The organism is Pseudomonas sp. NPDC077408, from assembly GCF_050269105.1.
Taxonomy (GTDB): Bacteria; Pseudomonadota; Gammaproteobacteria; order Pseudomonadales; family Pseudomonadaceae; genus Stutzerimonas.
In genome coordinates this window covers 132,274-159,258 of record NZ_JBNNHS010000006.1, presented here as the reverse complement: position 1 = coordinate 159,258, position 26,985 = coordinate 132,274, and the positions used below count along the sequence as shown (strand labels likewise).

Below are 26,985 nucleotides of genomic sequence, written 5' to 3'. Positions count from 1 at the left end.
CTCAGGCCTGCATCAATTCACGAACGTCTACGAAACGACCTGTCACCGCAGCCGCAGCGGCCATTGCCGGGCTCACCAGATGCGTCCTGCCACCGGCACCCTGCCGACCCTCGAAGTTGCGGTTGGAGGTGGACGCGCAGTGCTCGCCACTGCCCAGCTTGTCCGGGTTCATCGCCAGACACATGGAGCAGCCCGGCTCGCGCCATTCAAAGCCTGCCTCAAGGAAGATCTTGTCCAGCCCCTCCGCCTCGGCCTGCCGCTTGACCAGCCCGGACCCCGGAACCACCATCGCCTGCTTGACCGTTGCGGCAACCTTACGACCCTTCGCCACTTCCGCTGCGGCGCGCAGGTCTTCGATCCGGGAGTTGGTGCAAGAACCGATGAAAACGCGATCGAGTTGAATGTCAGTAATCGGTTGGTTGGCTTGCAACCCCATGTACTTCAACGCGCGAGTAATGGAGTCACGCTTGACAGGGTCAGCTTCGACAGCCGGATCCGGCACGTTCTGGTCAACCGCCAGCACCATTTCAGGTGAAGTACCCCAGCTAACCTGTGGCTTAATGTCTTCGGCATTCAACTCCACGACCGTGTCAAAAACGGCGTCTTCGTCGGAAACCAGCGTCTTCCAGAGTTCGACAGCCCGCTCCCAATCGGCGCCTTTGGGCGCAAAGGGCCTACCTTCCACATAATCGATGGTTTTCTCGTCTGCAGCCACCATCCCAACGCGCGCCCCGGCCTCGATGGACATATTGCAGATGGTCATGCGCCCTTCCATCGAAAGGTCACGGATGGCACTGCCAGCGAACTCCAGCGCATGACCGTTGCCACCGGCCGTGCCGATCTTGCCGATCACGGCCAAAACGATGTCTTTGGCGGTCACGCCAAAGGGCAGCTTGCCCTCGACGCGCACCTGCATGTTCTTCATTTTTTTAGCGACTAGGCACTGCGTGGCGAGCACATGCTCGACCTCCGAAGTGCCAATGCCATGGGCCAGTGCAGCGAAAGCGCCATGCGTAGAGGTGTGCGAGTCGCCGCAGACCACTGTCATCCCCGGCAGGGTTGCGCCCTGCTCTGGGCCGATCACATGAACGATGCCCTGACGAACGTCGTTCATCTTGAACTCAAGAATGCCAAAGTCATCGCAGTTCTCGTCCAAAGTCTGCACCTGGATACGGGAAACCTCATCGGCAATCGCTTCCAGGCCGCCCTGACGCTCGCCCTTGGTAGTCGGCACGTTGTGATCCGGGGTGGCAATGTTGGCATCGATGCGCCATGGCTTTCGCCCGGCCAGGCGAAGCCCTTCGAACGCTTGCGGTGAGGTCACTTCGTGCAGGATATGACGGTCGATATAAATCAGTGACGAGCCATCATCGCGACGCTTGACCTCGTGCATTTCCCAGAGCTTGTCGTAGAGCGTTTTGCCGGCCATCGGACTTTCCTCATCAGTGCGTTGGGCAATAGCCCTTTTGCTTATGAGGGCATGCTAGGGACTTACAATGGATTACTCAAATTCATATTTTTCATCTTACTCATTCCTTGGCGGAATGCAGACACCTATCCTTAGGCCTATAACGTCTGTCAGAAACGATGATCGGAGCCAGCCATGGACCTCGCCAGCCTTAACGCTTTTATAGCAATCGCCGAGATGGGCAGCTTCTCCCTCGCCGCTGAGCGCCTGCATCTGACTCAGCCAGCCGTGAGCAAGCGCTTGGCTTCGCTGGAATCACAGCTGAGCGTGCGACTGTTTGATCGGCTTGGTCGGGAGATCGGGCTGACTGAAGCTGGCCGCGCGCTGCTACCTCGCGCTTATCAGATCCTCAACGTGCTGGACGATACCCGTCGTGCACTGACCAACCTCAACGGCGACGTCAGCGGACAACTAAGCCTGGCCACCAGTCACCACATCGGGCTGCATCGTCTACCACCGTTGCTGAGAGCATTCACGCGTGCCTATCCGAAGGTGAATCTGGATATTCGTTTCCTTGATTCGGAGGTCGCTTACGATGAAGTTCTGCACGGCCGAGCCGAACTGGCCGTAATCACGCTGGCACCGCAGACTGCATCGCCGATTCGCGCGGTCAAGGTCTGGGACGATCCACTGGACTTCGTCGTCGCCCCCGAACACCCGCTAGCCCAGAAGCCTGACATAACACTGGCCGACGTCGCCGGCTTCCCCGCGGTATTTCCAGGCGGCAACACGTTCACCCATCACATCGCCCACCGGCTGTTCGAACGTGAGAGGCTGACGCCCAACATCACGATGAGCACCAATTACATGGAGACGATCAAGATGATGGTTTCGATTGGGATCGCCTGGAGTGTGTTGCCCCGCACGATGCTTGATGATCAGGTCGTACGATTGCCCCTCTCGGGCATTCAACTGGCGAGGGAGCTCGGCTACATCATCCATACCGAGCGCACTCTGTCCAACGCGGCAAAGGCCTTCATGTCGTTGCTGGAGGCCGACTAAGCGCACTTGCACTTTGCCATTAGCTACGGATAAGTTCGCGGGACAACAACAAGATCCAAGAGAGCCATGAGCATCGCATACCGTCGAAACATCACGCAGACCCAGCTCTTCGAGGCCGCTCATGTTGCCGCCTGATAACACGGCCAATGCCTCCCCAAGCGGCGCACCACAACCATGGCAGGACGTTGCGCGCCTATTATCGATGCTTGACGGTGCAGGGCTCGGCCTGTGGTCCTGGAACGTTCAACGCGGCGCCATGCATTGGTCCCTTGGCACGGGGAAGCTGTTCGGCCTGAGCGCGCCGCTCGTTGAGCTTTCTCCAGATCGGTATCTCGAACTCATCGTCCCTGAAGACCGGCCGCATATCCAGACTGCAGTATGTTCGATGCTCACTGGCGCCGAATCACGATTCAGCTTCCGCCATCGGGTCTGCTGGCCAGATGCTAGCGTGCGATGGCTTGAAATCGATGGGCAACGACAGGTCAATGAGGATGGGGAGACGGTACTGGTGGGCGTCATCCGCGACATCACCGACCGCCACATCCAGGCGCAGGCGCTTGAACACAGCCAAGAACGCCTTGAGCTGGCACTCGCCTCCGCAGAGCTGGGCAACTGGGAATGGCACATTCCAAGCGACCGGCTCTATGCCTCTTCCAGGGCATCCGAGCTGCAAGGTCTGGTAGAAGGCCCATTCGATGGATCGTTTCGTGAGTTTTTCCGCAGCGTCGCTGCGAACGACCGCAAGACCATGCGGGCGGCATACAGCGATCTCCTCGCCGGGCGTCGGCAAACCTATCAGGCCACGTACCAGGCCAACCATCCAGACGGCACGATTCGGCACCTCGAAAGTACCGCCAAGCTCTACCGAGACGAGCGTGGCACGCCCTTGCGCATGGCCGGAATTATCATCGACGCCACCGAACGGGTCTTACGTGCGCAACACCTGGCGGCGTCGGAAGCGAAGTTCTCAGCTTTGTTTCAAGGCAGTCCAGACCCGATCTCCCTGTCCCGCATCCGCGACGGAGTTTTCATGGAGATCAACCCGAGCTTTAGCGTGGTGTTCGGCTGGGAGAGTGCCGATGTCGTCGGCCGATCCGCTCCGGAAATCGGCATATGGCAGGACGAACGGCAGCGAAAATCTCTGTTCGAGCAACTGATGCGTGATCAGCGGCTGGAGAACGCCGAGGCACAGTTCCGCACCAGGACAGGACAGTTCGTGACTTGCGTGGTTTCCAGCCGGTTCATCCGAGTCGACCGCCGCCTGTGCATCGTCACCACTTTTCGTGACATTACCAAACGACAACAGGCCGAGGCGGCGCTGAAGGCCAGCGAGGTTAAATTCGCCAAGGCATTCCATTCGAGCCCTGACGCCATCATCATCAGCGAGCGCGGCACGGGACGATTCATCGAGGTTAACGAAGGCTTCCAACGCCTCTCAGGCTACAGTCCCGAAGAAGCCATCGGCAGAACCTCATACGAATTGGGCGTCTGGCCCAGCACGCAGCGCCAGGAAATTCTCGAACGGCTCGAACGTGACGGCCGGGTGACGAACTGGGAGATGGTCGGCCAGGATCGTCACGGTCGTTTAAAGCACATTGAAGTGTCGGTAGAGCCCATCGTGCTGAACAACACAGACTGTCTGCTGTTATCCGCACGGGACATCAGCCAACTCAAGGCCGCCCACGCGCAAATTCACCACCTGGCCTATCACGACCCGTTGACTAACCTGCCTAACCGAACGCTGCTGACGGATCGCCTAACTCAGCAGACGGCGTTGCATAAACGCCACAAGCTGCGTGGCGCCCTACTGTTTCTCGACCTCGACCATTTCAAACACATCAACGACTCGCTTGGACATCCGGTCGGTGACGCTGTATTGAAGATGATCACTGCCCGCCTCGAGGCCAGCATCCGACAGGAGGACACCGTAGCCCGCCTGGGTGGCGACGAATTCGTTGTGCTACTCACTGGTTTGACTGGCAAGCGCTCGGAGGTGACCCGCCATGTCCGCCAGGTTGCCGAAAAACTTCGCACCCTCCTCGCCGAGCCTATGGTGTTCGAAGGCAACAGGCTGCAGGTAACGCCTAGTATCGGCATCGCCTTGATGCCTGATCACGGCGAGACGCCTGCCGATCTGCTGAAGCGCGCCGACATTGCGCTCTACCGGGCAAAGGACGCCGGACGCAATGCGATTCAGCTGTTCCGCACCACAATGCAACAAGCCGCCAGTGCACGCCTGCAGCTTGAGAGCGAACTGCGTCTTGCGCTGCAGCGCAACGAATTCGAGTTGTACCTTCAACCACAGGTCGACGCGCGCTCCGCCAGGGTGATCGGCGCCGAGGTCCTGTTGCGCTGGCATCACCCGGTGGATGGCGTGCGTTCTCCTGCCCAGTTTATCGACGTGCTCGAAGAAAGCGGCCTGATTGTCGAAGTGGGCAATTGGGTCATCAGGGAGGCGTGTCGCATCGCCGCATCGCTCTTGGTCGACGGCGTCGTTGATTCGGACAGCTTCAGCCTCTGCGTCAACATCAGTCCACGGCAGTTCCGCCAGAGTGATTTCGTCGAGCGGGTTCTCGAAGCGCTAAAAGCCGTTAGCCTCCCGCACGCGATGATCAAGCTGGAAATCACCGAAGGCATCGTTATCCAGAACCTGGACGACACCATTGCCAAGATGCGCCGCCTCTGCCGACAGGGCGTGAGCTTCGCCATGGACGATTTCGGCACCGGCTATTCTTCCCTCACCTACCTGAAGCGGCTACCAGTCGATGTCCTTAAGATCGACCAGTCCTTCGTTCGCGATGCACTGGATGATCCAAACGACGCCGAGATCATTCGCGCCATCGTCGCAATGGCTCGAAGTCTAAGGCTGGAAGTGATTGCCGAAGGGGTCGAACAACAGGCGCAGCTTGAGCTGCTCCAAGCGCAAGGCTGTCACCTGTATCAGGGATATCTCTTCAGCCGCCCTATTCCACCGGCAGATTTCGGAGAGCTGCTCAAAACTCATTCACTCAGCTGAAAGGCGTTGCCAGAAAACGAAAACCCCGCCGTGCGAACTGCGTAGGCGGGGTTACTGTTCAAGCTACGTGCTGGCGGCTCGCTCAGCCCTCCAACGCCAAACGCTCACCGTTAATTGGGATGCGCTTGGGTTTGGCCTCCTCTGGCACGACACGCTCGAGCTCGATGCTGAGCAGCCCATTTCTCAGCTCTGCGCCCTTCACTTCAATATGGTCGGCGAGGCGGAACGAGAGCTTGAAAGCACGCTGGGCGATACCCTGATGTAGGTAGGTAACGTTTTCGCCACTGCTCTCACGCTTGCCACCGCTCACGGTCAGCACGCCTCGCTCGACCTGCAAATCCAGATCGGACTCCTGGAACCCAGCGGCGGCTACGATGATGCGGTACTGGTCATCGCCGTGCTTTTCCACGTTGTAGGGCGGGAACGAGCCGTTTGCATCATTGCGCAGCGCGGACTCGAACAGATCGTTGAATCGATCGAAACCAATGGACTGACGAAACAGTGGGGCCATCGAAAAACTAGTCATTTTGCTATCTCCTGATATTCAGCGAGTGGTTCATACAGGACCCGAATTCGGCATCCTGTGATGCCCTAATTAGGACCTACTCGCCTGTTTTCAAGACCGGTCGTCGAGGATCTTTTATGTCGAAAGTGATGTTGATAACGGGGGCCAGCCGTGGCATCGGCGCTGCCACAGCCAAGCTCGCAGCGGCTGAAGGCTACGCGTTGTGCTTGAACTTTCGATCGCGCCAGGACGCAGCCGACCAGCTACTGAACGAGCTGCGCAGCCGGGGCGCACGCGCAATTGTGGTCGAAGCGGACGTAGCGGAGGAGTCGCAAGTCATACGCTTGTTCGAAGCGCTTGATGCCAAATTCGGCAGGCTCGACGTACTAGTCAATAACGCCGGCATGCTCGAACGCCAGACGCGCCTCGAAGACATGGACAAAGCACGCCTGGAACGCGTATTCGCGGTAAATGTATTCGGTAGCTTTCTCTGCGCCCGCGAGGCGGTCAAGCGCATGTCCACTCGCAACGGTGGTACCGGCGGTGCCATCGTCAACGTCTCCTCAATTGCAGCCAAACTCGGCGCGCCCAACGAGTACATCGACTACGCGGCCGCCAAGGGCGCGATAGATAGCATGACCCTCGGGCTGGCCAAGGAAGTCGCTGCAGAGGGCGTCCGGGTCAATGCCGTACGGCCCGGCGTGATCCATACAGAAATTCACGCCAGCGGTGGCGAGCCTGATCGCATCGAGCGCGTAAGGAGCAGCGTGCCCATGGGCCGGGGTGGTGAAGCGAAAGAGGTCGCTGAAGCGATCCTCTGGTTGGCCAGCGACAAGGCCAGCTACACCAGCGGCGCTCTTCTTGATGTGAGCGGAGGACGCTAAACAGCCGCCTTAAAACCCTGCGCGTTTACGTCTAGACCCAGCAGTGCGTCGAGCCGATCGCAGCCGTTTTCCCGCCGAACCTGAGCGAACAGCGTAACGGCTTGCGGATAGTTACGGGTAAGCAGGGATAACCATTGTTTGAAACGACCTGGTGCATAGCGCGGAGACATCTTGCGTCGCGCCTGCTTCCAGAAATCGGCCAAAAGCGGTTGCAGATCATCCCAGCTCAGCGGCTCGAGCAGCGCGCCGGCCTTTGCCGCCGCGATCTGCCGAGCCAGGTCCGGCCGACAAACCAGTCCGCGGCCTAGCATGATGTCCTCAACTCCGCTGACCTCACGGCAACGTTGCCAGTCCTCGACCGACCAAATATCGCCATTGGCAAACACCGGCACATTGACGACGTCCCTAACCTTAGCCACCCATTCCCAATGCGCTGGAGGCTTGTATCCCTCGACCTTGGTCCGCGCATGCACAACCAGTTGCGCAGCACCGCCATCAACCAATGCACGGGCACAGTCGAGCGCGCCGTCCTTGTGGTCAAAACCCAAACGCATCTTCGCGGTAACCGGTATCTGCGCCGGAACCGCCTTACGTACTTCGCGAAGGATGGAATGAAGCAGATCCGGCTCCCGGAGCAGAACGGCGCCACCGCGGGATTTGTTGACCGTTTTGGCTGGGCAGCCGAAATTGAGATCGATTGCAGGGGCGCCGAGGCTACACGCGAAGGCCGCATTGTCAGCCAGGCAGAGCGGATCCGAGCCCAGCAACTGCACACGCAACGACGTACCTGCGCGGGTTGCAGCGCCGTGTTCAAGCTCCGGAGCAAGCTTAAGAAAACTGGATGCCGGTAAGAGACGATCCGACACACGGATGAATTCGGTCACGCACCAGTCAACAGCGCCGACACGGGTGAGAACGTCGCGAAGAATGTCATCAACGAGCCCTTCCATAGGCGCCAAGGCGATCTGCATTAGAAAACGACCCAACCGAAAAAGCGCTGCATTGTACGGACGCCAGCCATGGTAAGAAATGTCCGCGTCACGCCAATCGGCAGAACATCCGACGCCAAGCACTAAGCCAAAATGTACTAGGGTTGAGCCTGCAAACGCGGACGCTCTATCTCAGTCACAAGTAATCAAAGTCCGAGTCTGGCAGCGCTGGCCTTGTAATGTTCCGCCTGCTGCACGTCTCGTGCGAGCCCATGGCCGCCGGCCATGTACAGCTGAGCCAACCTGGCCGCCGCTAAGGGGTGTCCTGCCTCGACGGCAAGCTTCCACCAACGCGCGGCCTTGGCACCGTCTGGCCCGTGAGTAGCGTCTTCGCCCAGGCTGATGACACCCATCTGGTAAGCGGCCTTGGCATCGCCCTTTTCGGCAGCCAGACGCAGCAGACGTATACCCTCTTGCCTTGCACCAAATCCCTGTCCTCGAAACAGCAGGATATGGCCATAAAAGCTTTGCGCCTTCGAATCGCCAATCGCAGCCATGCGCGAAAATTGGCCTTCCATCCAGCGCCACAGTTTCGGTTGCTGAACGGCCCAACGTGAGCTCATCAATTTGCGAGCAAACAGATAACCGACTCGCGCACGGATGTTATTCAGCATTACGGAATCCCTGGATAATCAAACTCGAACACTCGCGCAACCTCACCTGCGTGCCAGGATGCGGCAGCAGAACCGTCTGCCGGACCAGAAAAGCGCCCGAGGCGAGTAGCACATTCGAAAAAACCGGTTCTTGGCAGACGACTTGCCCCTTGGCTCACCACTAATGCACTACGTAGCGGCCGATCCGCACGGGCATCCAGCGCAGCCAGATGTTCCAGCGCGGCTGTCAAGGTTTGCATGGCCGGCGCCGGTAACTGGAGCCGCTCGACCAACGCGCGGTAAGTAACCAGATGGCGCTGTCGCCGGACCTCAGCCAACTCGTCCAACAATGCCTGCCAATGTGGACGGCTGATGCGAATTGACGCTGCGGTGCCTGTCACGCCTCCTGCTGCCATCCTTCGATCTCCAATGCGCGGGCGAGTGCGCGACGTATCGCATTATCGGGATCGCGTTCACCGCTTTCGATGAGGGCGAGATAAGCAGGGCTGATACCCACCGAGCGCGCCAGCGCTTCTTGGCTCAACCCCTTAGCCTCCCGCAACATCGGCAACGTTCCGAAAGTTGGCAATGCGCCTGGAGCAGTATCACTTGCTTCCACTGGCTTTGCGGCGCTTACGTTACGCCCGTTCGTCAGCAGAGCCTGATACTCCTCCCAAGGCAGCACGGCATACTCTGGCTTACCGTCCCGCATGATGACTTGAACACTCATCCGCTACCCCGACCGTAGTCTCAAATTGGAAAGTCGGGATCTTACCAGTCCGCGCGTCTATTTTTTCGACACCAGCCGGTCGCACCAAAGAATGAGGAAAGGGGCTGCACGGGCCATTCGAAAGAACTAATCCAGGGTCTTTTTAGCGCCCGACATTCCGCCCGTTGCTAACGTCACTATCCATTGGCTCGTCCAGGGTGGGTAACCGGTCGATACTTGCTCGTATATCCGCTGACTGGCTGTCTCTCCAGGTCCGAAACGCCTGCAACTCGCCAGACCACTTGCGGATTATCCAGCCCAGTACTGCCAGATCATCAACGAAGCCAAGACCTGGAATCCAGTCGGGGATAGCGTCCAAGGGGGACAGGAAATACAACAAACCAGCTACCGCAGCCACCAGTGCGGGTCTGCTGACCTGCCGATATTCGCCTCGCCACCACGCCACACACAGTTGCTGCAGCAAACCAAGATCTTCACGCAGACCTTTCATCAACCCACCCTGAGCCGAGCGTTTGCGCGCGACCGCAAGTAGCACGATGGGCAACCGGCCCCGAGCGAGCACACGTTGTGCCATCGGTAGGTATTTAAAGAAATTCCAAGGTGTTTTCATCAGATACCTCCGACTAGAGCTGCTTTGCTCGTTCTCTGAAAATATCCACAGAACCTGTGGATAAGCTTGTGAACAGCGGCTGGATGACTGGCTGGAACGCCCGCGTGACGTGGCCTCTAAACAGATCGGCGGCTTTTTACTCAGCGCAAATAAATCTTTTACAATCAGCAAGTTAGCAAAACCCAGTGAGTTGCTGCGCCGCGTACAGGCGTCTTCCCAGAGAAGACGGTATCAATGTGAATAACCGTAACATGTCAACGCCTTTTTAAGGCTAATTCGGCCTCAAAGGCGGTAGACAAAGTTAGCTGAGCGTTCTAACAAGGACAGCGCGCGTAGGCCCGCGTTCCTCCTAGCTACCGGACCGGGATAGCCAACGCAGCAGAACCGACCCGATTTGAGAGCGGGTCTGCGCAGCACCGTTACAGACATAAAAAAGCCGGTCGAATGACCGGCTTCGTTAATTCAAAAATAGGCTGGTCAGTTAACGCCCAGTTTGGTCCGATTTTTTTCCAAAGTGGCCGCACCGATTCCTTTAACTTCGAGGAGCTCGTCGACGGCGGTGAATGGGCCATGCGCTTCGCGATAAGCAACGATCGCCTTGGCCTTTGTTGCGCCAATACCCTTGAGTTCGCGGGTCAGGGTTTCGGCGTCGGCCGAATTGATGTTGATCGGCGCTGCTTGCTGGGCCGCTGCAACCGCTACTGGGTCAGCAGACTTGGTCGGGCCAGCGAAACTGCTGAGAGAGACGCCAGCGAGCAGCGCGAATATTGAAGCGGATATCAAAGACTTAAGCATTGTTCATGTCCTTATGAGTGTCGGATTAGCGACGCGGTACTCCATGCGCCGCAACGACACTCTAAGTCGCACCAATAGCAAGTCAAATCGGGCTGCTTATTCTGTGAACCGTGCCCTCCAGGCGACTCAACGCATCACGTTGAACAGACTCAATCCCGCGATCTTCACATAACTCTGCTGGGCTGCTTCAAGCACCACCGTCTGCATTGATAGCCGAGACAGCGCTTCAGCGTAGTCGAGCTCACGCAGCTCGGCCTGCACGCCTTTGTTGACCAGCGCAACATCTTCGTTATCAGTTTGTGTTGTTTCGATTACGTTGAGTCGAGCCCCGATGTTCCCGCGCGCCTGGTCAACACTGACCATGCCGTGGTCAAGGTTGGTTAGGGCTACCGCTACGGCGTCGCGAACGCCGGCATTGCCAGTTGACGGGTTTTCCAGAGATGAGCGGAGGTTAGCAATGGTATCGAGGATGCCCTGCTTCTGCTGTGTTGCACTGGGGCCAGATAGCTTCGGAGTGATGTTTACCGCTTCCCCACCTATAGCCGCTCCGTCGAGTTGCAGCGTCATGCCGCGAAATACCAACGAATCGCTCTTGCTAGAGTTACTGTCCATTCTTAAGCCAGTTCCGTCCGTAAGCGGGGCCGCTGCAGGCAAGCCGCTATTGTCCAGCTCGTAAATATCGTAGCTGCCGTCCGCGTTGAACTGGAGTTGAACTCCATTGGCAGGAAAACCATTGGCTCCGGAAAAAGCAATCTCGTCACTAACGAGTGGAGCTGAAACGGCGAGAGTTGAACCAGGCGGAAACGATGCGGCTGGCTGTTTTTCCAAGCGCCCCGCATCTGTTACGTTCTGAAAAATGGACTTACCGTTATCGCTGATCGGTATTCCCAGAGAGCTTGCGATCTGCAATTTCCGCTGCCCTTCGTCGCCCTGGTAGCTGTAGCTGCCATCGCCAGCGCGAACGAACGGTTGCGTCTTGCCCTGAAATCCGGAAAACAGGTACTCACCACGCGCGTTTCGGGTATTCATCAGCGAGAGCAGCTCGTCCTCCCTCTCGCCCAGCTCCGCCGAGATCGACTTTCGATCCTGAGGATCCAGCGCACCGTTGCCAGCCTGTACAGCCAGCTCACGAACACGCTGCAGCACGGTATTAACCGAATTCAGCGTCACCTCTTCCTGGGTCAGGCTGTTCTTTGCCGCAGTGAGGTTGGAGTTGTACTGGCTCAGCACATTCTGCTGCTGCTCAAGCTGCAACAGACGCACCGAGGCAACCGGATCGTCCGCCGGGGTCAGGATGCGATTGCCCGTGCTGATCTGCTCCTGTGTGCGGGTTGCGTTGGAGTAGTTGCGCTGAATACCGGCTACGCCGTTATTGAATGCTTGCAGAGTCGAGATGCGCATGGGCGGGCCTGTTACCTGAAGGTATTAATCAATGTATCGAACAAGGAGCGGGCAACTTGAATGATCTGAGCCGAAGCGTTGTAGTACTGCTCGAACTTGATCAGGTTCGCGGCCTCCTCATCGAGGTTCACAGCCGAAAGCGAATCGCGATTATCCGTGGCCTGCTTGAGAATCGCGCCGGTCGCTTCGCTGTCCATACGGGCCTGAGCCGTCAGGGTGCCGACCCGCTCGACCAGCTCACCGTAGCCATCGGTGAAGCTGGCGCCCGAAAGAGTTTTTCCATTAGCGTCGAAGGAGACTCCCACGGTCTGTTTGCTTTGCAGATCTACCAGTTTTAGTGCGTTACGGTTATCGGAGACGCCGCTTTGGTTGTATTCCAGAGTGAAGACATCACCTGCAGCCGGTCGGCCGCTAAAAGTCTGAGTAATATCGAGGGTACTAGAAGGGCTACCGCCAGTAATGATCTGGTAGTTCAGCGTGTTGCTCTGCCCTGGCGTGATGGTCAATGTAGCGGGCGAAACGGTGACACCCGTCGGGACATTGAGAGTCAGCGTCCCCTTAGTTTCTGGCGCAACAGGCACAGCGTAGGTCAGTGTCACAGGCGACATGTCCTGCAAATTCTTCGGGACTAATGGCGCTTGGACATTCCCTATCGACGGCTGACCAATAGTGCCGTTCCCGCCATTTTGCGGCCCAGCCTCCGACCTAACAGGAGCTGCGAAAGCTAGTTGGTCCGCCTGATCCAGAGTTGCATTGATATCTGCGGCGCCACGACGGGTAGGTTGCAGGCTGAACTTGTCACCTGTAGCTGGCGCTGGGCTACCCAGAACTACCTGGAAGCCTTGATCGACCCCATTCTTGTCGGCGACTGAAAGCGTGCCGGCCGGGCTTTCCGCAATATCCATCACCTGATTGTCGCTTAGACGACGGACCTTTGGACCGCTAGCGTCGTACTCCATTAAGTAGTCGCTAGTGGTGAGTAGGCTCGTATTGGTAATGTTTAGTACTGGCTGAGCGTTGCTGTTGCCAGCAAAAGAATTAACACGCAGTTTCGCCAGCGCCACAGCATTGTAATCGCCAAACAGCGCCTCGCCGACGTTACCCTTCAGATCCAACCCCTGCCCCAGCTGCGTATTGACCTGATCACTTACAGCCAGCGCCAGCCGCCCTAACGAATTCATCGTCGAGTCCAACACCTCGCCCCGATAGCGGATCAAGCCACCCAGCTCACCACCGGTGATCTGCGAGGTAATGCCCTGCTCCGAGCCACCGCTGACAAATCGAATCTCATGACGGTTGGGATCGCTCAGCCCCGGGACAACCTTGAGCTGACTCACCGTCTTGCCCACCACCAACGGCTGACCACTGCCAACCGAAATATTGAAGCTATTGTCATCCTGAGGCGTCACGCTGATGCCGATATACGTCGACAATTGCCGCACGGCCTCGTCGCGCGCGTCGAGTAAATCGTTGGGCTGTTTGCCGTTGGCCGAAGCGGTCGCGATAGCGTCATTCAAGCTGCCGATACTGCCAGCGAGCCGATTGACCTGGTCGGTCACCGCCGCCATCTGCTTGTTGGTGAAGTTGTTCTGCTCAGTCAGACGGTCAGACACGGTATTGAAACGGCGTGCCAAGCCTTCGGCTTCAGCCAACACCAGCTGACGTGCCGGAATATTGGCTGGGTCTTCCGCCGCCGTTTGCAGCGCTGAAAAGAACTTCTGCAACGATGGGGTGATACCTGTCGTGCTGCCGGCTAGCAGCGAATCAAGCTGGTCAATCTGGCTTTTGTACGCTTCGACGTCACTGCTGAGCGACGTGCTGCTGCGCAGCTGACTGGTGAGGAATTCGCTGTAGCTACGGCGGATCTCGACCAGCGTCGTACCTGAACCGACGTATCCAGCACCACTGAATTGCGGCGTGCGGGTCGCTTGGGAGGCATCCTGCCGGCTGAAGCCTGGCGTGTTGACGTTGCTGATGTTATGGCCAGTAATGGACAACTGGCTCTTGCTGGCACTCAGGCCAGACAGGCCAATATTCAGTAAGTCAGCCATGTTTTAACCCCTAGTCCGCATCGCGGGCGACGTGCTGGCGTCGGCAATTGTCTGATAGGTCTGCACTTTACGAGCGATCTGATTGATCTTATTCGCGTACTGCGGATCGGTTGCGTAACCGGCCCGCTGCAATTCGTTGACGAAACGCTCGGAATCACCAGAGACGCTGGCGACCTGGATCGCGGGCTTATAGCGCTCGTTGTTCTCCAACAGCCGGACGTAATCGTTGAAGCTCTGCTCGAACGAGTCGTAAGCCCGGAACCCGGCTACCTGCTTGGTCGCTTTGCCGTTTACGTATTCGGTCGTGGTGACTTTCGCCGACTCCCCGCTCCAGCCATTAGCCTTAATACCAAACAGGTTGTGGCTGTTGCTGCCGTCTTTCTGCTTGATCATCGACTTGCCCCAACCTGTCTCGAGCGCAGCCTGGGCCACGAGGAAACGCGGTTCTACGCCGAGACGCTTGGCTGCTTTTTCTGCCATGGGCAACATGGTCGCAATGAATTCAGCCGGAGAGCTGAAGCGCGTCTTGCTCGGGGCGCTCGCCTCGACGCCATTGATGGTCAAAGCTGCTTCTTTGGGCGCCGCGAAAGCGGTGGCTGGCTTCCAGTCGAGATTGACCAACGGCTGAGCCACTCCCGCTTGGTTTGCTTGCTCGGCCTGGGGACTCGCGGCAGCGAGATCCGCCTGCGCCCGCTCGGCCAGACGGCCCGGCAAGGCCAGACGACGCTGGTTGAGCAACTGGGTATCGTTACGGGCCGGGTCAACCTTAGCGAGCGTCGTGTTGGCGTTAGGGTTGCTCGACCATTTAGCACCTTCAGTCTGTGCAACCTGTGCGAACGGATTAGGCTTCTCGACAGGTTTCTGATCCTTGCTCAACTGGCGAATCAGTACATCGGCCAGCCCAATGCCACCGCCTTCCTTGGACAGCGTGACTGAGAGCTGCTGGTCATGCATATCTTGGTACTGCTTGCTGGCCTGGCTGTTGAACGGATTGTCCTTCGCCATGACCTCGGTGGCCGAACGCATCGACTTGAGCATCTCGTTCATGAACAACGACTCGAACTCCTGAGCGACCTTGCGCACGTTCTCGGCGCCGTCGCGGTCCTTGCCAACCTTGAGCTGGTTCAGCCGGTTGAGGTCGGAGTAACTACCGCTATCAGGGGTACGACGACCCAGTCCCAGACGATTTTCCATGTCCCGTTCCTCAGATAACGATCAGGTCGGCTTGCAGCGCACCGGCTTGCTTGAGCGCTTCGAGGATCGCCATCAGGTCACTGGGGGCAGCACCTACCTGATTCACAGCGCGGACGATTTCATCGAGCGTGGTGCCAGGGCCGAACTTGAACATCGGTTTGGCCTCCTGCTCCGCCTTTACTTTGGAGTTAGGGACGACGACTGTCTGGCCGTCCGAAAGCGGGTTCGGTTGGCTCACCTGCGGATCTTCCGAAATGGTCACCGTCAGGCTGCCGTGGGTGACAGCTGCAGGTTGAACTCGGACGTTCTGACCGATCACGATGGTGCCGGTGCGCGAGTTGATGATGACCTTTGCGACCGCCTGACCCACGTCCACCTCCAGATTTTCCAGGATGGACAGGTAATCCACACGTTGGCTTGGATCCAGCGGTGCCGTGATGCTGATCGAGCCACCATCGAGTGCCTGAGCCACGCCTGGGCCGAGCAGCTCATTGATATGATCGACAACGTTCTTGGCGGTAGTGAAGTCGGGGCGATTGAGATTCATCGTCAGGGTCGTACCCTGGTTGAAAGCGCTCGGCACTGGCCGCTCCACAGTCGCCCCTCCAGGGATCCGACCGGCCGACGGGATGTTGACGGTAATCCGCGAACCATCCGCGCCGCCCGCATCGAAACCACCAACGACCAGGTTGCCCTGGGCAATGGCGTAGACGTTTCCGTCAATCCCTTTAAGCGGTGCCATCAACAGACTGCCGCCGCGCAGGCTTTTAGCGTTACCGATCGAAGAAACGGTGATATCGATCGTCTGGCCCGGCTTGGCGAACGGCGGAAGCTCGGCGTGTATCGACACGGCCGCCACGTTTTTCAACTGAACGTTGCCGCCCGCGGGCACCTTGATACCAAACTGCGCCATCATGTTATTGAAGGTCTGCACCGTGAAAGGCGTTTGGGTCGTCTGGTCGCCGCTGCCGTTCAAACCAACCACAAGACCGTAACCGATCAGCTGGTTGCTACGTACGCCTTGAATGGTGGCGATGTCCTTCAACCGCTCGGCATGGGCAGGAAGCACTGCAAAGCAAAGCAAAGCAATCAGAATCGAGCTGAACAGTTTCATTGCCTGCACCTGCTTAGAACGGCCACAACGGGCTGATGAAGAAACGGTCCAGCCAACCTGGCTGGCTGGCATCAGCGAAAGCGCCGGTGCCAGAGTAGGTAATGCGGGCATCAGCGATACGGGTCGACGGGACGGTGTTGTCGGTGGCGATATCGTCCGAACGTACCAACCCGGCAATTCGCACCAGCTCATCGCCCGTGTTGAGCGTCATCCATTTTTCTCCACGGATCGCTAGGATGCCGTTAGGCAGCACGTCCGAGACGGTCACCGTGATCGAACCGGAGAGACTATTGCTCTGCCCAGCCTGACCAGAACCAGAGGTATCACGCGCCGCTTCATACTCGGCGCCCAGGCTCATGTTGTTGCCGGTCAACGGATTGGCCATCGAAACAGCACCGCCGAACAGCGATCCAAGGCCGATATTGGCACTGCTATCCTTGGAGATTTTCGAGTTTGAATTTTTGCTGGCCTGTGTCTTCTCGTTGAGCGTGACGGTGATGATGTCGCCAACCCGGTAGGCCTTCCGATCGTCGTAGAAATTAGTCTCGAAGCCTGCCTGGTAAATCGCGCCGTTGTTTTGTGCAGCAGGCAGCGGTGTGCGCGGCAGAACTGGCGAGTAGTAAGGATCGTTAGGCTTCGGAGCTGGCGCCATGCAACCGGACACAATCACGGCGGACATCAGCGGAAGGACAATCAACAAGCGGCGCATATTCACCTCAATCCAGCGGCTGACAGCGGTTAAAGCTGCTGGGTGACAAAGGACAGCATCTGGTCGGCCGTGGAGATGACTTTCGAGTTCATCTCATAGGCGCGCTGAGTGGTGATCATGTTCACCAGCTCCTCGACCACGCTAACGTTGGAGTTTTCCAAGGTGTTTTGCAGCACGGTACCCAGGCCATTGAGACCAGGTGTACTGACTTGTGGCGCACCGCTTGCGGCGGTTTCCAGAAACAGGTTGCTGCCCATCGCCTGCAGACCGGCCGGGTTTACGAAGTCAGCGGTCTGGATGTTGCCAATGATTTGTGGTGCCGGGTTACCCAGCGTTGTGACGGAAACAGTGCCGTCCTCGCCTACGGTGAATGTCTGCGTTTCCGGCGGCACGACAATCGCCGGCTCCAGTGAGTAACCGTTCGAGGTCACGATCTGGCCTTCAGCGTTCAGATGGAAACTGCCGTCACGCGAGTAGGAAACTGTGCCGTCGGGCAGCAGCACCTGAAAGAAGCCACGGCCGTTGATTGCCATGTCGAGCGGCTGTTCGGTGGTCTGCAGACTGCCGGCGGTGAACTGCTTCTGCGTACCGACGATCCGCACACCGGTACCCAATTGCAGACCCGATGGCAGCTCACTGTCCTGGCTGGACTGGCCACCAGGCTGGCGGCGGATCTGATATAGCAAGTCCTGAAACTCAGCCCGATCTTTCTTGAAGCCGGTGGTCGAGACGTTGGCCAGGTTGTTGGAAATGGTGGTCAGGTTCATATCCTGCGCGGACAGACCGGTCTTACTCACCCACAGTGCTGGAAGCATGTCGTTCTCCTATGGCGCCGGAATCTGGTCGCGCCGACTAGTTTGATTAGCTGATCTGCAAGACTCGGGCCGCAGCGGCACCATCTTCTTCGGCAGTACGCATCATTTTCACGTGCAGCTCGAACTGCCGGGACAGGGCCAGCATCGATGTCATCTCGGCAACAGCGTTGACGTTACTTGCCTCAAGGAAGCCGGAGGTCACACGAACCGCGGCGTCAGCCTCGACAGGCTGTCCATCCTTCATACGTATAAGGCCGTCGGTGCCCTTCTCCAGCTGCTTGAGATCAGGGTTGACCAGCTTGAGACGATCGACGGTTACCACTACGTTCGGATCTTCACCCAGCGCACGGATGCTGATTGAGCCGTCGGCTCCGATCTCCACTTTCTCTTCCGGCGGCACGGCAATCGGCCCGGCGTTGCCGAGCACCGGCAAACCATCGCCGGTCCGGAGCATGCCGAGTGTGTCGATGTTCAGGCTGCCAGTACGGGCATAGGCTTCGCTGCCGTCAGGCGCCTGCACGGCAATCCAGCCATCCCCTTCGATCGCAACGTCCAGATCCCGACCAGTCTCTTGCAAGGTGCCGGAGCTGAAGTCCGTACCCGGCCGCTCGGTCATGGCGTACACACGTGCTGGAAAAGTGTCGCCAAAGACCTGCATGGAGCGCGCCTGCTCGAAGTCACGCCGGAAGCCCGTGGTCGAGATGTTTGCCAGGTTGTTGGCATGCGCCTGCTGGGCTTGAGCGTTCTGGCTCGCTCCCGTCATCGCCACATAAAGCATCTTGTCCATGGAACCTCCGCTGCACCCGAATTGACACTAATCAGACTTATGTAGCGAAACAAAGCAAGCCATGTGCCAACCATCGAAATCAGGCTTAAGCCTTTGAAATACAAAACCTTTTCTAACAAAAAAAAGGCCCCGGAGGGCCTTCTGAAAACGAAGCGGCAGTTTCCCGCCGCCCCGCGCAGTGCTAGGTAGCAATTACCGCAGATTTATGATCGTCTGGGTAATCGCGCTTTCTGTTTCGATGGTCTTGGCGTTCGCCTGGTAGTTGCGCTGCGCCACGATCAGGTTGACGAGCTGATCTGAAAGCTCGACGTTGGAGTCTTCCAGTGCGCCGGCTTGAAGGGAACCGAGGGTGCCGCTACCAGGCGGGTTGCGCACGGGCTCGCCCGACTCGAAGGACTGGACCCACTGCGTCTTACCGACCGGAGTGAGCCCCTGAACGTTGGCGAAGTTGGCGAGAATGATCTGGCCCTGTACCTTGGACTGGCCGTTCGTGTAGCGAGCAAAGATGGCACCGGTTTCGCTGATCTCGAGGCCAGCCAGCTCCCCTGTCGTGTATCCGTCCTGGCTGACGCTGTTGACGGCAAAAGCGCTGGCGTATTGGGTTGAGCCACGGAAATCGAGCGAAACGTCTAATCCGGTCGCCGGAGCGGCGCCGTTAAGCTCCCATTCTCCGGAAGTGGTCTGCTGGGCAGGTTGCCAGTTATCAAGCGATACCAGCCCCGTAGAACCATCATAGGCAAGCCCAGAGCCGCCAGCCATAGCACTAAGGCTCCCACTAGGAGTGAATGCCATATTTATGCTAGCCGGCTGAGCGCCATTCCAAACGAGAGTTGGGGGGGTGGTAGTCGTATCAGTGACATCCACTGGCGATGCAGGATTCCGCCCATCGACCAGCACATTCATCTGCCACATATTTGAACCGGGCAACTTAACGAAGTACTGCGTCATCACGTGCGCATTACCTTGTTGGTCATAAATGTTGGTCGAGGTGGACGAGTTATAGCTCAGCGGGTCAGCCGGGTTGAACGGTGTGTTTACCGGCTGAACGTTGGTCGAGTTCAGGTTGAATCCCTGGACTACTTTAGTAGTGGCCTTGGGCTCTTGGCTGGCCGTCTGAATCTTCAGGTCGCTCACTTGGCCAGTCTGGATATTACCGTTGTCGTCGACCGAGTAGCCCTGAAGGTTATAGCCAAAGTTGTCGACCAGATTGCCTTCCTTGTCCGTTCCGAAATAGCCGGCGCGGGTGTAACTCAACGCGCCGTTGTTGCTGACCTGGAAAAAGCCGTTGCCGTTGATAGCGAGGTCCAGCGCGTTCTGGGTGTAGTTAATGTTGCCCTGATTGAACTGCTGCGACACGTTTGCAAGAAGCACCCCGCTCCCCTGAGGATTCTTGCCAGTGCCCAGCACTGAAGACGCGTAAACATCCGCGAATTCAGCACGGGACTGCTTGAAGCCCGCCGTGCCAGCGTTGGCAATGTTGTTACCCGTGACATTGAGGTCTTTGCTGGCGGCACGCATGCCGCTAAGGCCGATATTGAACGACATGAATTGCTCCTGTTACCGGACGTGCCGGCAGTTACTGACCTATGACCTGAACTTTCGACAGTCCGATACTGCCAACACCGGCAAGGTTGAGCTGCAGCTCCCCGCCGTTCTGTCCCAGCGTGACGCTGTCTACGTTGGCGGGAAGCATGGTGTACAACCCCTTCGTCTCGCCTTGATAAGTGGCTTGCGCCTCAAATCGATAAGTACCAGGCGGCAAGGTTTTGCCGCTTGAGTCCTTACCGTCCCACATGAACGAAACGTTACCGGCCTGCTGCTGACCCATGTTGATCCGATTAACCACCGTACCGGCGCTGTCGTAGACGTTGACCGCGACGTTGCTGCTGGTCGTCGGAAGCACGATGCTGGCCTTGAATGTCTCGCTGGTATCAACCACCGCCTTGTCAGTCGGCACGATTACTTTGCGGCCGACGAGTGAAGATGCTTGCAGCGCTTGGGATGACTGATACCCGGACAACATGGTTTCCATGCTTGAGTTCAGTTTTTCCACACCTTCAACGGTGCTGAACTGTGCCAGCTGCGCGATGAACTCACCGTTCTCTTGCGGCTCCAGCGGGTTCTGGTTGTTCAGCTGAGTAACCAGCAACTCGAGAAACTCGTTTTTGCCGAGGTCGTTGCTTTTAACTTCGCGATCTTTGATCTGGTATTGGTCAAGTACCGAGCCGGTACCGCTGACGCCGCCTGTCGTGCTCATGGCTATATCTCGTAGTGGTTACTGGCCTAGGGTCAGAACTTTCTGCAACATGGTCTTGGCTGTATTCATCAGCTCAGCATTGGTTTGAAACGACCGGCTGGCAGAAATCATGTCGGCCATTTCTTCAACGACATTGACGTTCGGGTAATACACGTAGCCTTCGGCATTCGCCGCCGGATGGTTGGGCTCGTACCGGGCTTGCAGTTCGCTCTGGTCTTCCACCACTCCCAGTACCTGGACGCCGGCCCCCGCCTGGTCCTGCTCAGCGAATAACGACCCGTTCGGCGACCCGTCGGCCTGCTGCAGCATGGTTGCGAACACGGGGTGACGCGCGCGATAAGTCTGGTCGACGCTAGACGACACCGTTTCGGCGTTAGCAATGTTGCTGGAAATGGTGTTGAGACGAGTGCTCTGGGCACTCATGCCGCTGCCGGCGATGCTGAATACACTGCTGAGGGACATGGTTTTGCTCCTTTTATTCGCCGCGCAGGGCGCTCATGAGCCCCCGGAATTTACTGTTGAGCAAGGTGAAACTCGCCTGAAAGTCGATAGCATTCTCGGCATAGGCCGCTTGCTCAACCTGGGCATCAACAGTGTTTTGATCGAGCGACGCGTGCGCCGGCGTGCGGAAACGCAAGCCGGGATCGGCAATCTCCATGCCTTCGGCGGCAATATGCTTGCTGCTAGTCACCGCCACACCGAATCCGCCCTGGTTCTTACTGTTTTGCGCAGCAAGCACTGAGCTGAATTCCAGATCACGCGCCTTGTAGTTGGGGGTGTCAGCGTTGGCGATGTTGTTGGCAAGCACCTCGGCACGCTGAGCGCGAAAACCGAGCGCCTTCTCATGGATACCGAGTGCCTTGTCGAAACTGATGCTCATGATCTAGCCCTTTGCCGGGTACAAGTCTGCTTAGCAAACACACAGCAAAGCCCATGCCATTTCGGCAACTGACTGATTTATAAGCTTTTTATTAAGAGCGGATAGGATTTGGCGTCAAAAGCGGCAAAGCGTGACCTATGTTTTTGCCGCTCATCCAGCCGATAGCGACAGATTCCTGCCGCCTTTGCTAAGAAAAAGGCCATTACTTTGCTTTGTAGATGATGCCCGGGCTGCATTGCACCATCTGATACAGCTCAGGAAGACCGTTCAGCGCTTCGGATGCTCCCAGAAAGAGGTATCCGCCTGGCTTCAACGTCGCGTGGATTCGTTTGAGGATGTCTTTCTTTACATCAGCGGAAAAATAAATGAGCACGTTGCGGCAGAACACCACATCGAACTTGCCGAGCACTGCATAGCTGTCGAGCAGGTTCTGCACCCGAAACTCAACACGACTACGAATTGCCGGCTTAACCACCCAACGACCCGGGCTTTTCACCTCGAAATGACGCTGCAGCCGCTCACTGGATAAACCTCGAGCGATAGCGAGACTGTCATATTCGGCTGCCTTCGATGCAGCAAGCATGGCGCCTGACAATTCAGTAGCCACGATCTGAACTGCCGTTTTCGGCTGGCTAGGACTACTGCGCTCGTACTCGTCGATGGTCATCGACAGCGAGTAAGGCTCTTGCCCTGATGAACAAGCGGCCGACCAGATACGCAGGCGCTGTCCCGGCGCGTTTTTCAGCAGCTCAGGCAGAACGCGGTTTTTCATCACCTCAAAAGGATAGGTGTCACGAAACCAGAGCGTCTCGTTGGTTGTCATGGCGTCCACGACCTGCTCGCGCAGGCCGCTACGCGGCTGGGCCTGAATCTTCCTGACCAAATCGCCAAGCGTTTTGAGCCCTTGCTGCTCCATAAGCTTGTTCAACCTGCTGGACACCAAGTATTGCTTGTTGCTGCCCAGCAGGATGCCGCACGTCTTTTCGAGGAATATTCGGAACTGATCGAAATCCGGATCACCTGACACTAATAATGCCCACCAGTCATATTAAGAGGACGAAGCCTCAATTCTTATCCGTAGTCCGGATCCGCTCTATCACTCGATTGGCCAGATCATCTGCCTGAAACTTGGCGAGAAAATCGTCTGCTCCGACCCGCTTGACCATGCTCTGGTTGAACACACCGGAAAGCGAAGTATGCAGCAGAATATGCATATCACGCATAGCCGGATCCTGACGAACCTCCGTCGTCAGGGTGTAACCATCCATTTCTGGCATTTCGATATCGGAAATCATCATTATGAATTCGTCAGACGGCTTCTTGCCCTCAGCTACAAGCTTTCGCAGATAGGTGAGCGCCTGCCGCCCATCATTGTGCGCAACGACCTCGATTCCCAGATTCTGCAGACAACGCATGATCTGCTTACGCGCCACAGACGAGTCATCGACAATCAGTACCCGACTGGTTGACGCCTTGTTACTGGTTGCCTCGTCCGCAATGCTGACGGAGAGCACTTCGGACACCGGCGCCACTTCGGCGAGTATCTTTTCAACATCGATGATTTCCACCATCTGTTGATCTACATGAGTCACGGCCGTCAAATAATGGTCGTGCCCAACACCCTTAGGGGGCGGAAGAATATCTTCCCAGTTCATGTTGACTATCCGCTCCACCGAGCGGACCAAGAAACCAAGCACCTTGGTGTTGTATTCGACAATGATGGCAAAACTATTCGGCAAATCCTGTAGCACTGGCTTTCCGGTAGCAGCGGACAAATCGAGGATAGAAAGCGTGCTTCCCCGAATGTTCGCCACCCCTCTCACCACCGGGCTCGACCGAGGCATGACCGTGAGCCGAGGGCACTGCAGCACCTCTTTGACCTTGAACACGTTAATGCCATAAAGCTGCTTGCCGTCCAGTCTGAACAACAGCAGCTCCAAACGGTTCTGTCCCACCAGCTGCGTACGCTGGTTAACCGAATCCAATACACCGGCCATGCCAGTTCCTCTTGCGTGTGAGATGGGCGGGCAGACATCTGTGGCTCAGACTATCTGACGCTGAAGTGGCATGCATGCCAACACCGATTTGCAAAATACCTGTCTCGCCTGCCCCGTCAGTTTCTGAACGGTCAACAAACGGCACGTCCCTTGCTTCAACCAACACATGAGCAAACAGACGACTTTTTTCCGGCATCCGTGCAAGACGCTTTTCCAAACGTTTCTGTTGGCGACTCTGTGCGCGCTGAGCCAGCTGGCTGACTCAGCAAGCTTTACGCGACCTGAACAGCTTATCGACGCGACCCGCGCTTTTCTTGAGCAGGAAGTAACTGACTATTTACAGCGTAGTCAAATCCAGGCGCGCTACGAGATCGAGCTGAACAGGCTGGACCCGCGCCTACGGCTAGCGGCCTGCGGTCAAGGATTGACGACCAGACTCGAAAGCCCGGCACAACCCGTTGGTCGCATTACCGTACGAGTTAGCTGTGAAGCTACTTCGCCCTGGTCCGTTTTCGTCCCTGCACAGGTCCATTTGTTCCGGGAAGTAATCGTAGCCAGACGGCCCCTGGCCCGAGAGAGTGTCGTAGAGCTCGCCGATGTTACCCTTGCCGAGCGCGACGTCAGCCTGCTCAATCAAGGCTATCTGACCTCGTTCGACCAAGTGCTGGGCAATAAGATTACCCGTAGCGCCCTCCCCGACCAGGTGCTACCTCCAACCTACTTATCACCAGCTGAAATAGTCCGAAAAGGCGACCAGGTGGTAATCAGCGCGAAAAACTCTACGATAAATGTAAGAATGCCTGGCGAGGCGCTGTCCGACGGCGCGCTTGGCTCTCAGATCAGAGTCAAAAACCAGCGCTCCGGACGGACCATCAAAGCCCGCGTCGTTGGTCCCGGGCAAGTAGAAGTCGCAATGTGAAGGCGGGCGCCGCTACGCCAGCCGCCAGTATGAAAAAAGACTAAAGTTTTATTTGTATTTGCCGAAAAGCAGGCAAGCGTCCTGACTTATTCGAGGTTTCGATCATGGTTATCGATTTCAATCGGCCTAACAGTGCCGTCAATTCAACCAGCAATGGGCGTAGCAGCAACGTCCAGAACACTGAGCGACCAACGGCTCAGCAGCCCTCTACTGACGAAGCAAAGACCACCGGCAACAGCCTGGTATCGGGGGAGAGCGTTCAGCTGAGCCCCGAAGCCCAGCGCCTTCAGCAGACCACCGAGAAGTTGAACCAGCAGCCCGCCGTTGATCAAGAGCGTGTTGCTCAGATCAAGCAGGCAATCGCCGATGGTAGCTATCAGGTGGACAGCCAGCGAGTGGCATCGAAGCTACTGTCGTTCGAAAGCCAGCGCTGAGCCTGACACCAATGCGAGCGGGCGTGAGTGCAACAGAGGCCACTATGCTAGATTCCGAATTGCTCCAGCAGCTGACCAACGATATCGACACCGCCAGAACGCTACGCGAGCTCACCGACGCGGAATATCTGGCCCTCTCTGAGCGTAATCTCGGTGGGCTGGAGCAGCTGCTCACGCAAAAGCAGACACTGCTGGCACTTTTGGGCCAACACGGCACGCTACGCAGCCAGGCATTAGCTAGGGCACAGCTGAGCCCCGACCGCAACGGCTTGGCACAGTTTGCCGCAGCTTCGGAGATAGGCGGCGAGATCCTTGCCCAGGCAGAACAGCTGGAGATCATCCTTGAGGACTGCCGCAAAGCCAATGAACGCAATGGCAAGCTTATTCGGGCCAACCAGAGCGCCGTAGGCACCATGCTGCAAATACTGCAAGGCACGTCCCAGACCCCGGACGTTTATGATCGCCGGGGAGCTGCCGCCAAAAGCACTCATCATCGCCCGCTCAGCCAGGCCTGAACCATCCGCAGCCGCATAGCATCAAAGTGCTATCATTGGACTGTCGTCGTTACATGCCGGAGAGCAACGCCAAGTGTCTAGTCCTTTCGCCGAGGGAGAAGGCCCTCAGCCCCCTCAGATACTCAAGACTCCAGTCGAAATTCAGGCAAATTTACGCCCCCTGCTGGATAACCATATCCCACTGCAGGTCCGTTTTGCCGAGCGCGCTCAGCGGTACCAGACTTACCTGGTAGAGATAAACCGCGAAAAGGGCTGGCTTGCGTTAGACGAGCTGATACCTAGCGATGGTGAGCGACTAATGGCGTCAGGAGAAGCTTTCCAAATAGAAGGCTTTTACGAGGGCGTGCGAATCGCTTGGAATAATCCAAATCCAGTGCATCTTGGCGAACTGGATGATGCGCGCTGCTATTGGGCTCACCTGCCAGACGAAATTCTTTACCACCAGCGGCGAAACGCCTATCGCGCCACACTGAGCGGGCAGCCAATCGCAGCGCAACTGAACGGAAAGACGATCAGGAAACCTCTGGTGGGCAAAGTTTTGGACATGTCCGCAACAGGTTGCAAGCTGAGCTTCCCAGGGAATCTACAAGCTGGCCTACAGTCCGGCCAAGTCTATGATCAACTTTCCGTACACTTGCCTTTCGGCGTCATAACAACCGCAGCTGAGCTGCGCCACGTTATCTACGATGAGAAACTTGATCTAACGTTCTGCGGGATACGCTTCCACCGAATCAGTGGTTTAACGCAGAGACAGGTTGAACGGTTCGTCTATCAGCTACAACGCGAAGCCCGACGTGATCAGGTGACCGACCGGTTTAGTTGATACAGCAACGCGCACGCTGCTGATCGGCGTTCATCAAAAGCCACCCTCCCTACCCGGCACCTACTCGTCAGCTCGCGACCAGAGCAAACGGCGAGTCAGTCTGAGCATGGGAACCGACGGCGCAAGACACCGGCTTGTATTGATAGCTGACCCTATGCACGGTGTGATTAGCTAGAGGCTCGAATGTTGAGCCAGTGTGACGCCTGGCGCCCATCTTCAAATGCCCCCGCAAACGCGTCCCCGCACGTCCAGACCACCTTGGAAGGCCTGAACTATCGGGCACTCGGTACGTGTCGATGGCGCCTGGTAGTCGACTGAGACAGAGACCGACCCGATCGGTGCCAGCAGAGACGATGGCAATGGCACGTCTTCTCCGAATCTTGCCAGCAGCGTGAAAGGCCCCAGCTACACGGACGCTCGGCGGCTCCATAACGGACCGCGAACCAGCAGCACTGCAGTAGGTACGTAGGACCAGCACTAAGCGCCAGTTGTGAGGA

Annotated in this window: 28 protein-coding genes; 7 read left to right on the top strand and 21 right to left on the bottom strand. The window is 57.3% G+C overall.

Annotated features, from left to right (window positions below; translation table 11 throughout):
- Position 1 precedes the first annotated feature (1 nt).
- Positions 2-1,429 (bottom strand): 3-isopropylmalate dehydratase large subunit, encoded by a 1,428-nt coding sequence (leuC, locus tag ACQKEK_RS16430; protein ID WP_499143784.1) that lies wholly within the window; start codon positions 1,427-1,429, stop codon positions 2-4.
- A 174-nt stretch (positions 1,430-1,603) separates the two neighbouring features.
- On the opposite strand from leuC, the gene ACQKEK_RS16425 reads away from it, so the two are divergent.
- Both ACQKEK_RS16425 and ACQKEK_RS16420 read left to right on the top strand, forming a co-directional pair.
- On the top strand, positions 1,604-2,470 hold the full coding sequence (locus ACQKEK_RS16425; protein WP_128119207.1) for a LysR family transcriptional regulator: 867 nt from the start codon (positions 1,604-1,606) through the stop codon (positions 2,468-2,470).
- Between the two features lie 121 nt (positions 2,471-2,591).
- Positions 2,592-5,486, top strand: a complete 2,895-nt coding sequence (locus ACQKEK_RS16420) for an EAL domain-containing protein (RefSeq protein ID WP_499143783.1) — start codon at positions 2,592-2,594, stop codon at positions 5,484-5,486.
- 82 nt (positions 5,487-5,568) lie between these two features.
- Here the strand turns inward: ACQKEK_RS16420 and ACQKEK_RS16415 are convergent, their stop codons facing one another.
- Positions 5,569-6,012 (bottom strand): Hsp20 family protein, encoded by a 444-nt coding sequence (locus ACQKEK_RS16415; RefSeq protein WP_128119205.1) that lies wholly within the window; start codon positions 6,010-6,012, stop codon positions 5,569-5,571.
- Between the two features lie 116 nt (positions 6,013-6,128).
- On the opposite strand from ACQKEK_RS16415, the gene ACQKEK_RS16410 reads away from it, so the two are divergent.
- Positions 6,129-6,875: an SDR family oxidoreductase gene (locus ACQKEK_RS16410; protein ID WP_499143782.1), complete on the top strand. Its 747-nt coding sequence runs from the start codon at positions 6,129-6,131 to the stop codon at positions 6,873-6,875.
- On the opposite strand, the gene ACQKEK_RS16405 is transcribed toward ACQKEK_RS16410, so the two are convergent.
- From ACQKEK_RS16405 to ACQKEK_RS16315, 19 genes are all read right to left on the bottom strand, one after another.
- Entirely contained in the window at positions 6,872-7,846 is a 975-nt protein-coding gene (locus ACQKEK_RS16405; protein WP_499143781.1) for a tRNA dihydrouridine synthase, read from the bottom strand. The two genes, ACQKEK_RS16410 and ACQKEK_RS16405, sit on opposite strands and share 4 nt — an antisense overlap.
- Before the next feature lie 164 nt (positions 7,847-8,010).
- The gene (locus ACQKEK_RS16400; protein ID WP_499143780.1) at positions 8,011-8,478 is read right to left on the bottom strand and encodes a tetratricopeptide repeat protein; all 468 of its coding nucleotides are present in this window, start codon (positions 8,476-8,478) and stop codon (positions 8,011-8,013) included.
- Positions 8,478-8,873 (bottom strand): hypothetical protein, encoded by a 396-nt coding sequence (locus ACQKEK_RS16395; protein ID WP_045426063.1) that lies wholly within the window; start codon positions 8,871-8,873, stop codon positions 8,478-8,480. The genes ACQKEK_RS16400 and ACQKEK_RS16395 overlap by 1 nt, the downstream gene beginning before the upstream one ends.
- The gene (locus ACQKEK_RS16390; RefSeq protein WP_499143779.1) at positions 8,855-9,187 is read right to left on the bottom strand and encodes a helix-turn-helix domain-containing protein; all 333 of its coding nucleotides are present in this window, start codon (positions 9,185-9,187) and stop codon (positions 8,855-8,857) included. The genes ACQKEK_RS16395 and ACQKEK_RS16390 overlap by 19 nt, the downstream gene beginning before the upstream one ends.
- A 142-nt stretch (positions 9,188-9,329) precedes the next feature.
- Entirely contained in the window at positions 9,330-9,797 is a 468-nt protein-coding gene (locus ACQKEK_RS16385) for a YkvA family protein (RefSeq protein WP_128119201.1), read from the bottom strand.
- Positions 9,798-10,274: 477 nt separating this feature from the next.
- A complete protein-coding gene (locus tag ACQKEK_RS16380) occupies positions 10,275-10,592 on the bottom strand; it encodes a ComEA family DNA-binding protein (RefSeq protein ID WP_499143778.1) in 318 nt (105 codons plus the stop codon).
- A 126-nt stretch (positions 10,593-10,718) separates the two neighbouring features.
- A complete protein-coding gene (gene flgL, locus ACQKEK_RS16375; RefSeq protein ID WP_499136030.1) occupies positions 10,719-11,993 on the bottom strand; it encodes a flagellar hook-associated protein FlgL in 1,275 nt (424 codons plus the stop codon).
- A gap of 11 nt (positions 11,994-12,004) precedes the next feature.
- Positions 12,005-14,044: a flagellar hook-associated protein FlgK gene (gene flgK / locus ACQKEK_RS16370; RefSeq protein WP_499143777.1), complete on the bottom strand. Its 2,040-nt coding sequence runs from the start codon at positions 14,042-14,044 to the stop codon at positions 12,005-12,007.
- Between the two features lie 3 nt (positions 14,045-14,047).
- Positions 14,048-15,238, bottom strand: coding sequence for a flagellar assembly peptidoglycan hydrolase FlgJ (flgJ, locus tag ACQKEK_RS16365; protein WP_128119198.1), 1,191 nt, complete (start codon positions 15,236-15,238; stop codon positions 14,048-14,050).
- 10 nt (positions 15,239-15,248) lie between these two features.
- The gene (locus tag ACQKEK_RS16360; RefSeq protein WP_499136033.1) at positions 15,249-16,352 is read right to left on the bottom strand and encodes a flagellar basal body P-ring protein FlgI; all 1,104 of its coding nucleotides are present in this window, start codon (positions 16,350-16,352) and stop codon (positions 15,249-15,251) included.
- A gap of 13 nt (positions 16,353-16,365) precedes the next feature.
- Complete coding sequence (flgH, locus tag ACQKEK_RS16355; RefSeq protein WP_128119196.1) at positions 16,366-17,061, bottom strand: flagellar basal body L-ring protein FlgH; 696 nt, start codon at positions 17,059-17,061, stop codon at positions 16,366-16,368.
- A 29-nt stretch (positions 17,062-17,090) separates the two neighbouring features.
- Positions 17,091-17,876, bottom strand: a complete 786-nt coding sequence (flgG, locus tag ACQKEK_RS16350) for a flagellar basal-body rod protein FlgG (protein ID WP_046162214.1) — start codon at positions 17,874-17,876, stop codon at positions 17,091-17,093.
- 46 nt (positions 17,877-17,922) lie between these two features.
- Positions 17,923-18,663 carry a flagellar basal-body rod protein FlgF gene (gene flgF / locus ACQKEK_RS16345; RefSeq protein WP_045426036.1) on the bottom strand — a complete coding sequence of 247 codons (741 nt, stop codon included), beginning with the start codon at positions 18,661-18,663 and terminating at the stop codon, positions 17,923-17,925.
- A 192-nt stretch (positions 18,664-18,855) separates the two neighbouring features.
- Positions 18,856-20,208: a flagellar hook protein FlgE gene (flgE, locus tag ACQKEK_RS16340; protein WP_499143776.1), complete on the bottom strand. Its 1,353-nt coding sequence runs from the start codon at positions 20,206-20,208 to the stop codon at positions 18,856-18,858.
- Positions 20,209-20,239: 31 nt separating this feature from the next.
- Positions 20,240-20,920, bottom strand: coding sequence for a flagellar hook assembly protein FlgD (flgD, locus tag ACQKEK_RS16335; RefSeq protein WP_499143775.1), 681 nt, complete (start codon positions 20,918-20,920; stop codon positions 20,240-20,242).
- A gap of 18 nt (positions 20,921-20,938) precedes the next feature.
- Positions 20,939-21,382 carry a flagellar basal body rod protein FlgC gene (gene flgC, locus ACQKEK_RS16330; protein ID WP_128119193.1) on the bottom strand — a complete coding sequence of 148 codons (444 nt, stop codon included), beginning with the start codon at positions 21,380-21,382 and terminating at the stop codon, positions 20,939-20,941.
- 13 nt (positions 21,383-21,395) lie between these two features.
- Positions 21,396-21,800: a flagellar basal body rod protein FlgB gene (gene flgB, locus ACQKEK_RS16325; RefSeq protein ID WP_128119192.1), complete on the bottom strand. Its 405-nt coding sequence runs from the start codon at positions 21,798-21,800 to the stop codon at positions 21,396-21,398.
- A 202-nt stretch (positions 21,801-22,002) separates the two neighbouring features.
- Positions 22,003-22,827 carry a protein-glutamate O-methyltransferase CheR gene (cheR, locus tag ACQKEK_RS16320; protein WP_046162217.1) on the bottom strand — a complete coding sequence of 275 codons (825 nt, stop codon included), beginning with the start codon at positions 22,825-22,827 and terminating at the stop codon, positions 22,003-22,005.
- Positions 22,828-22,864: 37 nt separating this feature from the next.
- Positions 22,865-23,797, bottom strand: a complete 933-nt coding sequence (locus ACQKEK_RS16315; protein ID WP_046162218.1) for a chemotaxis protein CheV — start codon at positions 23,795-23,797, stop codon at positions 22,865-22,867.
- 166 nt (positions 23,798-23,963) lie between these two features.
- Here ACQKEK_RS16315 and flgA point away from each other — a divergent pair, with 166 nt between their 5' ends.
- The 4 genes from flgA to ACQKEK_RS16295 all read left to right on the top strand — a co-directional run bounded on the left by flgA (position 23,964) and on the right by ACQKEK_RS16295 (position 26,488).
- Positions 23,964-24,716, top strand: coding sequence for a flagellar basal body P-ring formation chaperone FlgA (gene flgA, locus ACQKEK_RS16310; RefSeq protein ID WP_499143774.1), 753 nt, complete (start codon positions 23,964-23,966; stop codon positions 24,714-24,716).
- 104 nt (positions 24,717-24,820) lie between these two features.
- Positions 24,821-25,150 (top strand): flagellar biosynthesis anti-sigma factor FlgM, encoded by a 330-nt coding sequence (gene flgM, locus ACQKEK_RS16305; RefSeq protein ID WP_499143773.1) that lies wholly within the window; start codon positions 24,821-24,823, stop codon positions 25,148-25,150.
- A gap of 44 nt (positions 25,151-25,194) precedes the next feature.
- Entirely contained in the window at positions 25,195-25,665 is a 471-nt protein-coding gene (locus tag ACQKEK_RS16300) for a flagella synthesis protein FlgN (RefSeq protein ID WP_499143772.1), read from the top strand.
- A gap of 73 nt (positions 25,666-25,738) precedes the next feature.
- On the top strand, positions 25,739-26,488 hold the full coding sequence (locus ACQKEK_RS16295; protein ID WP_499143771.1) for a flagellar brake protein: 750 nt from the start codon (positions 25,739-25,741) through the stop codon (positions 26,486-26,488).
- Positions 26,489-26,985 lie beyond the last annotated feature (497 nt).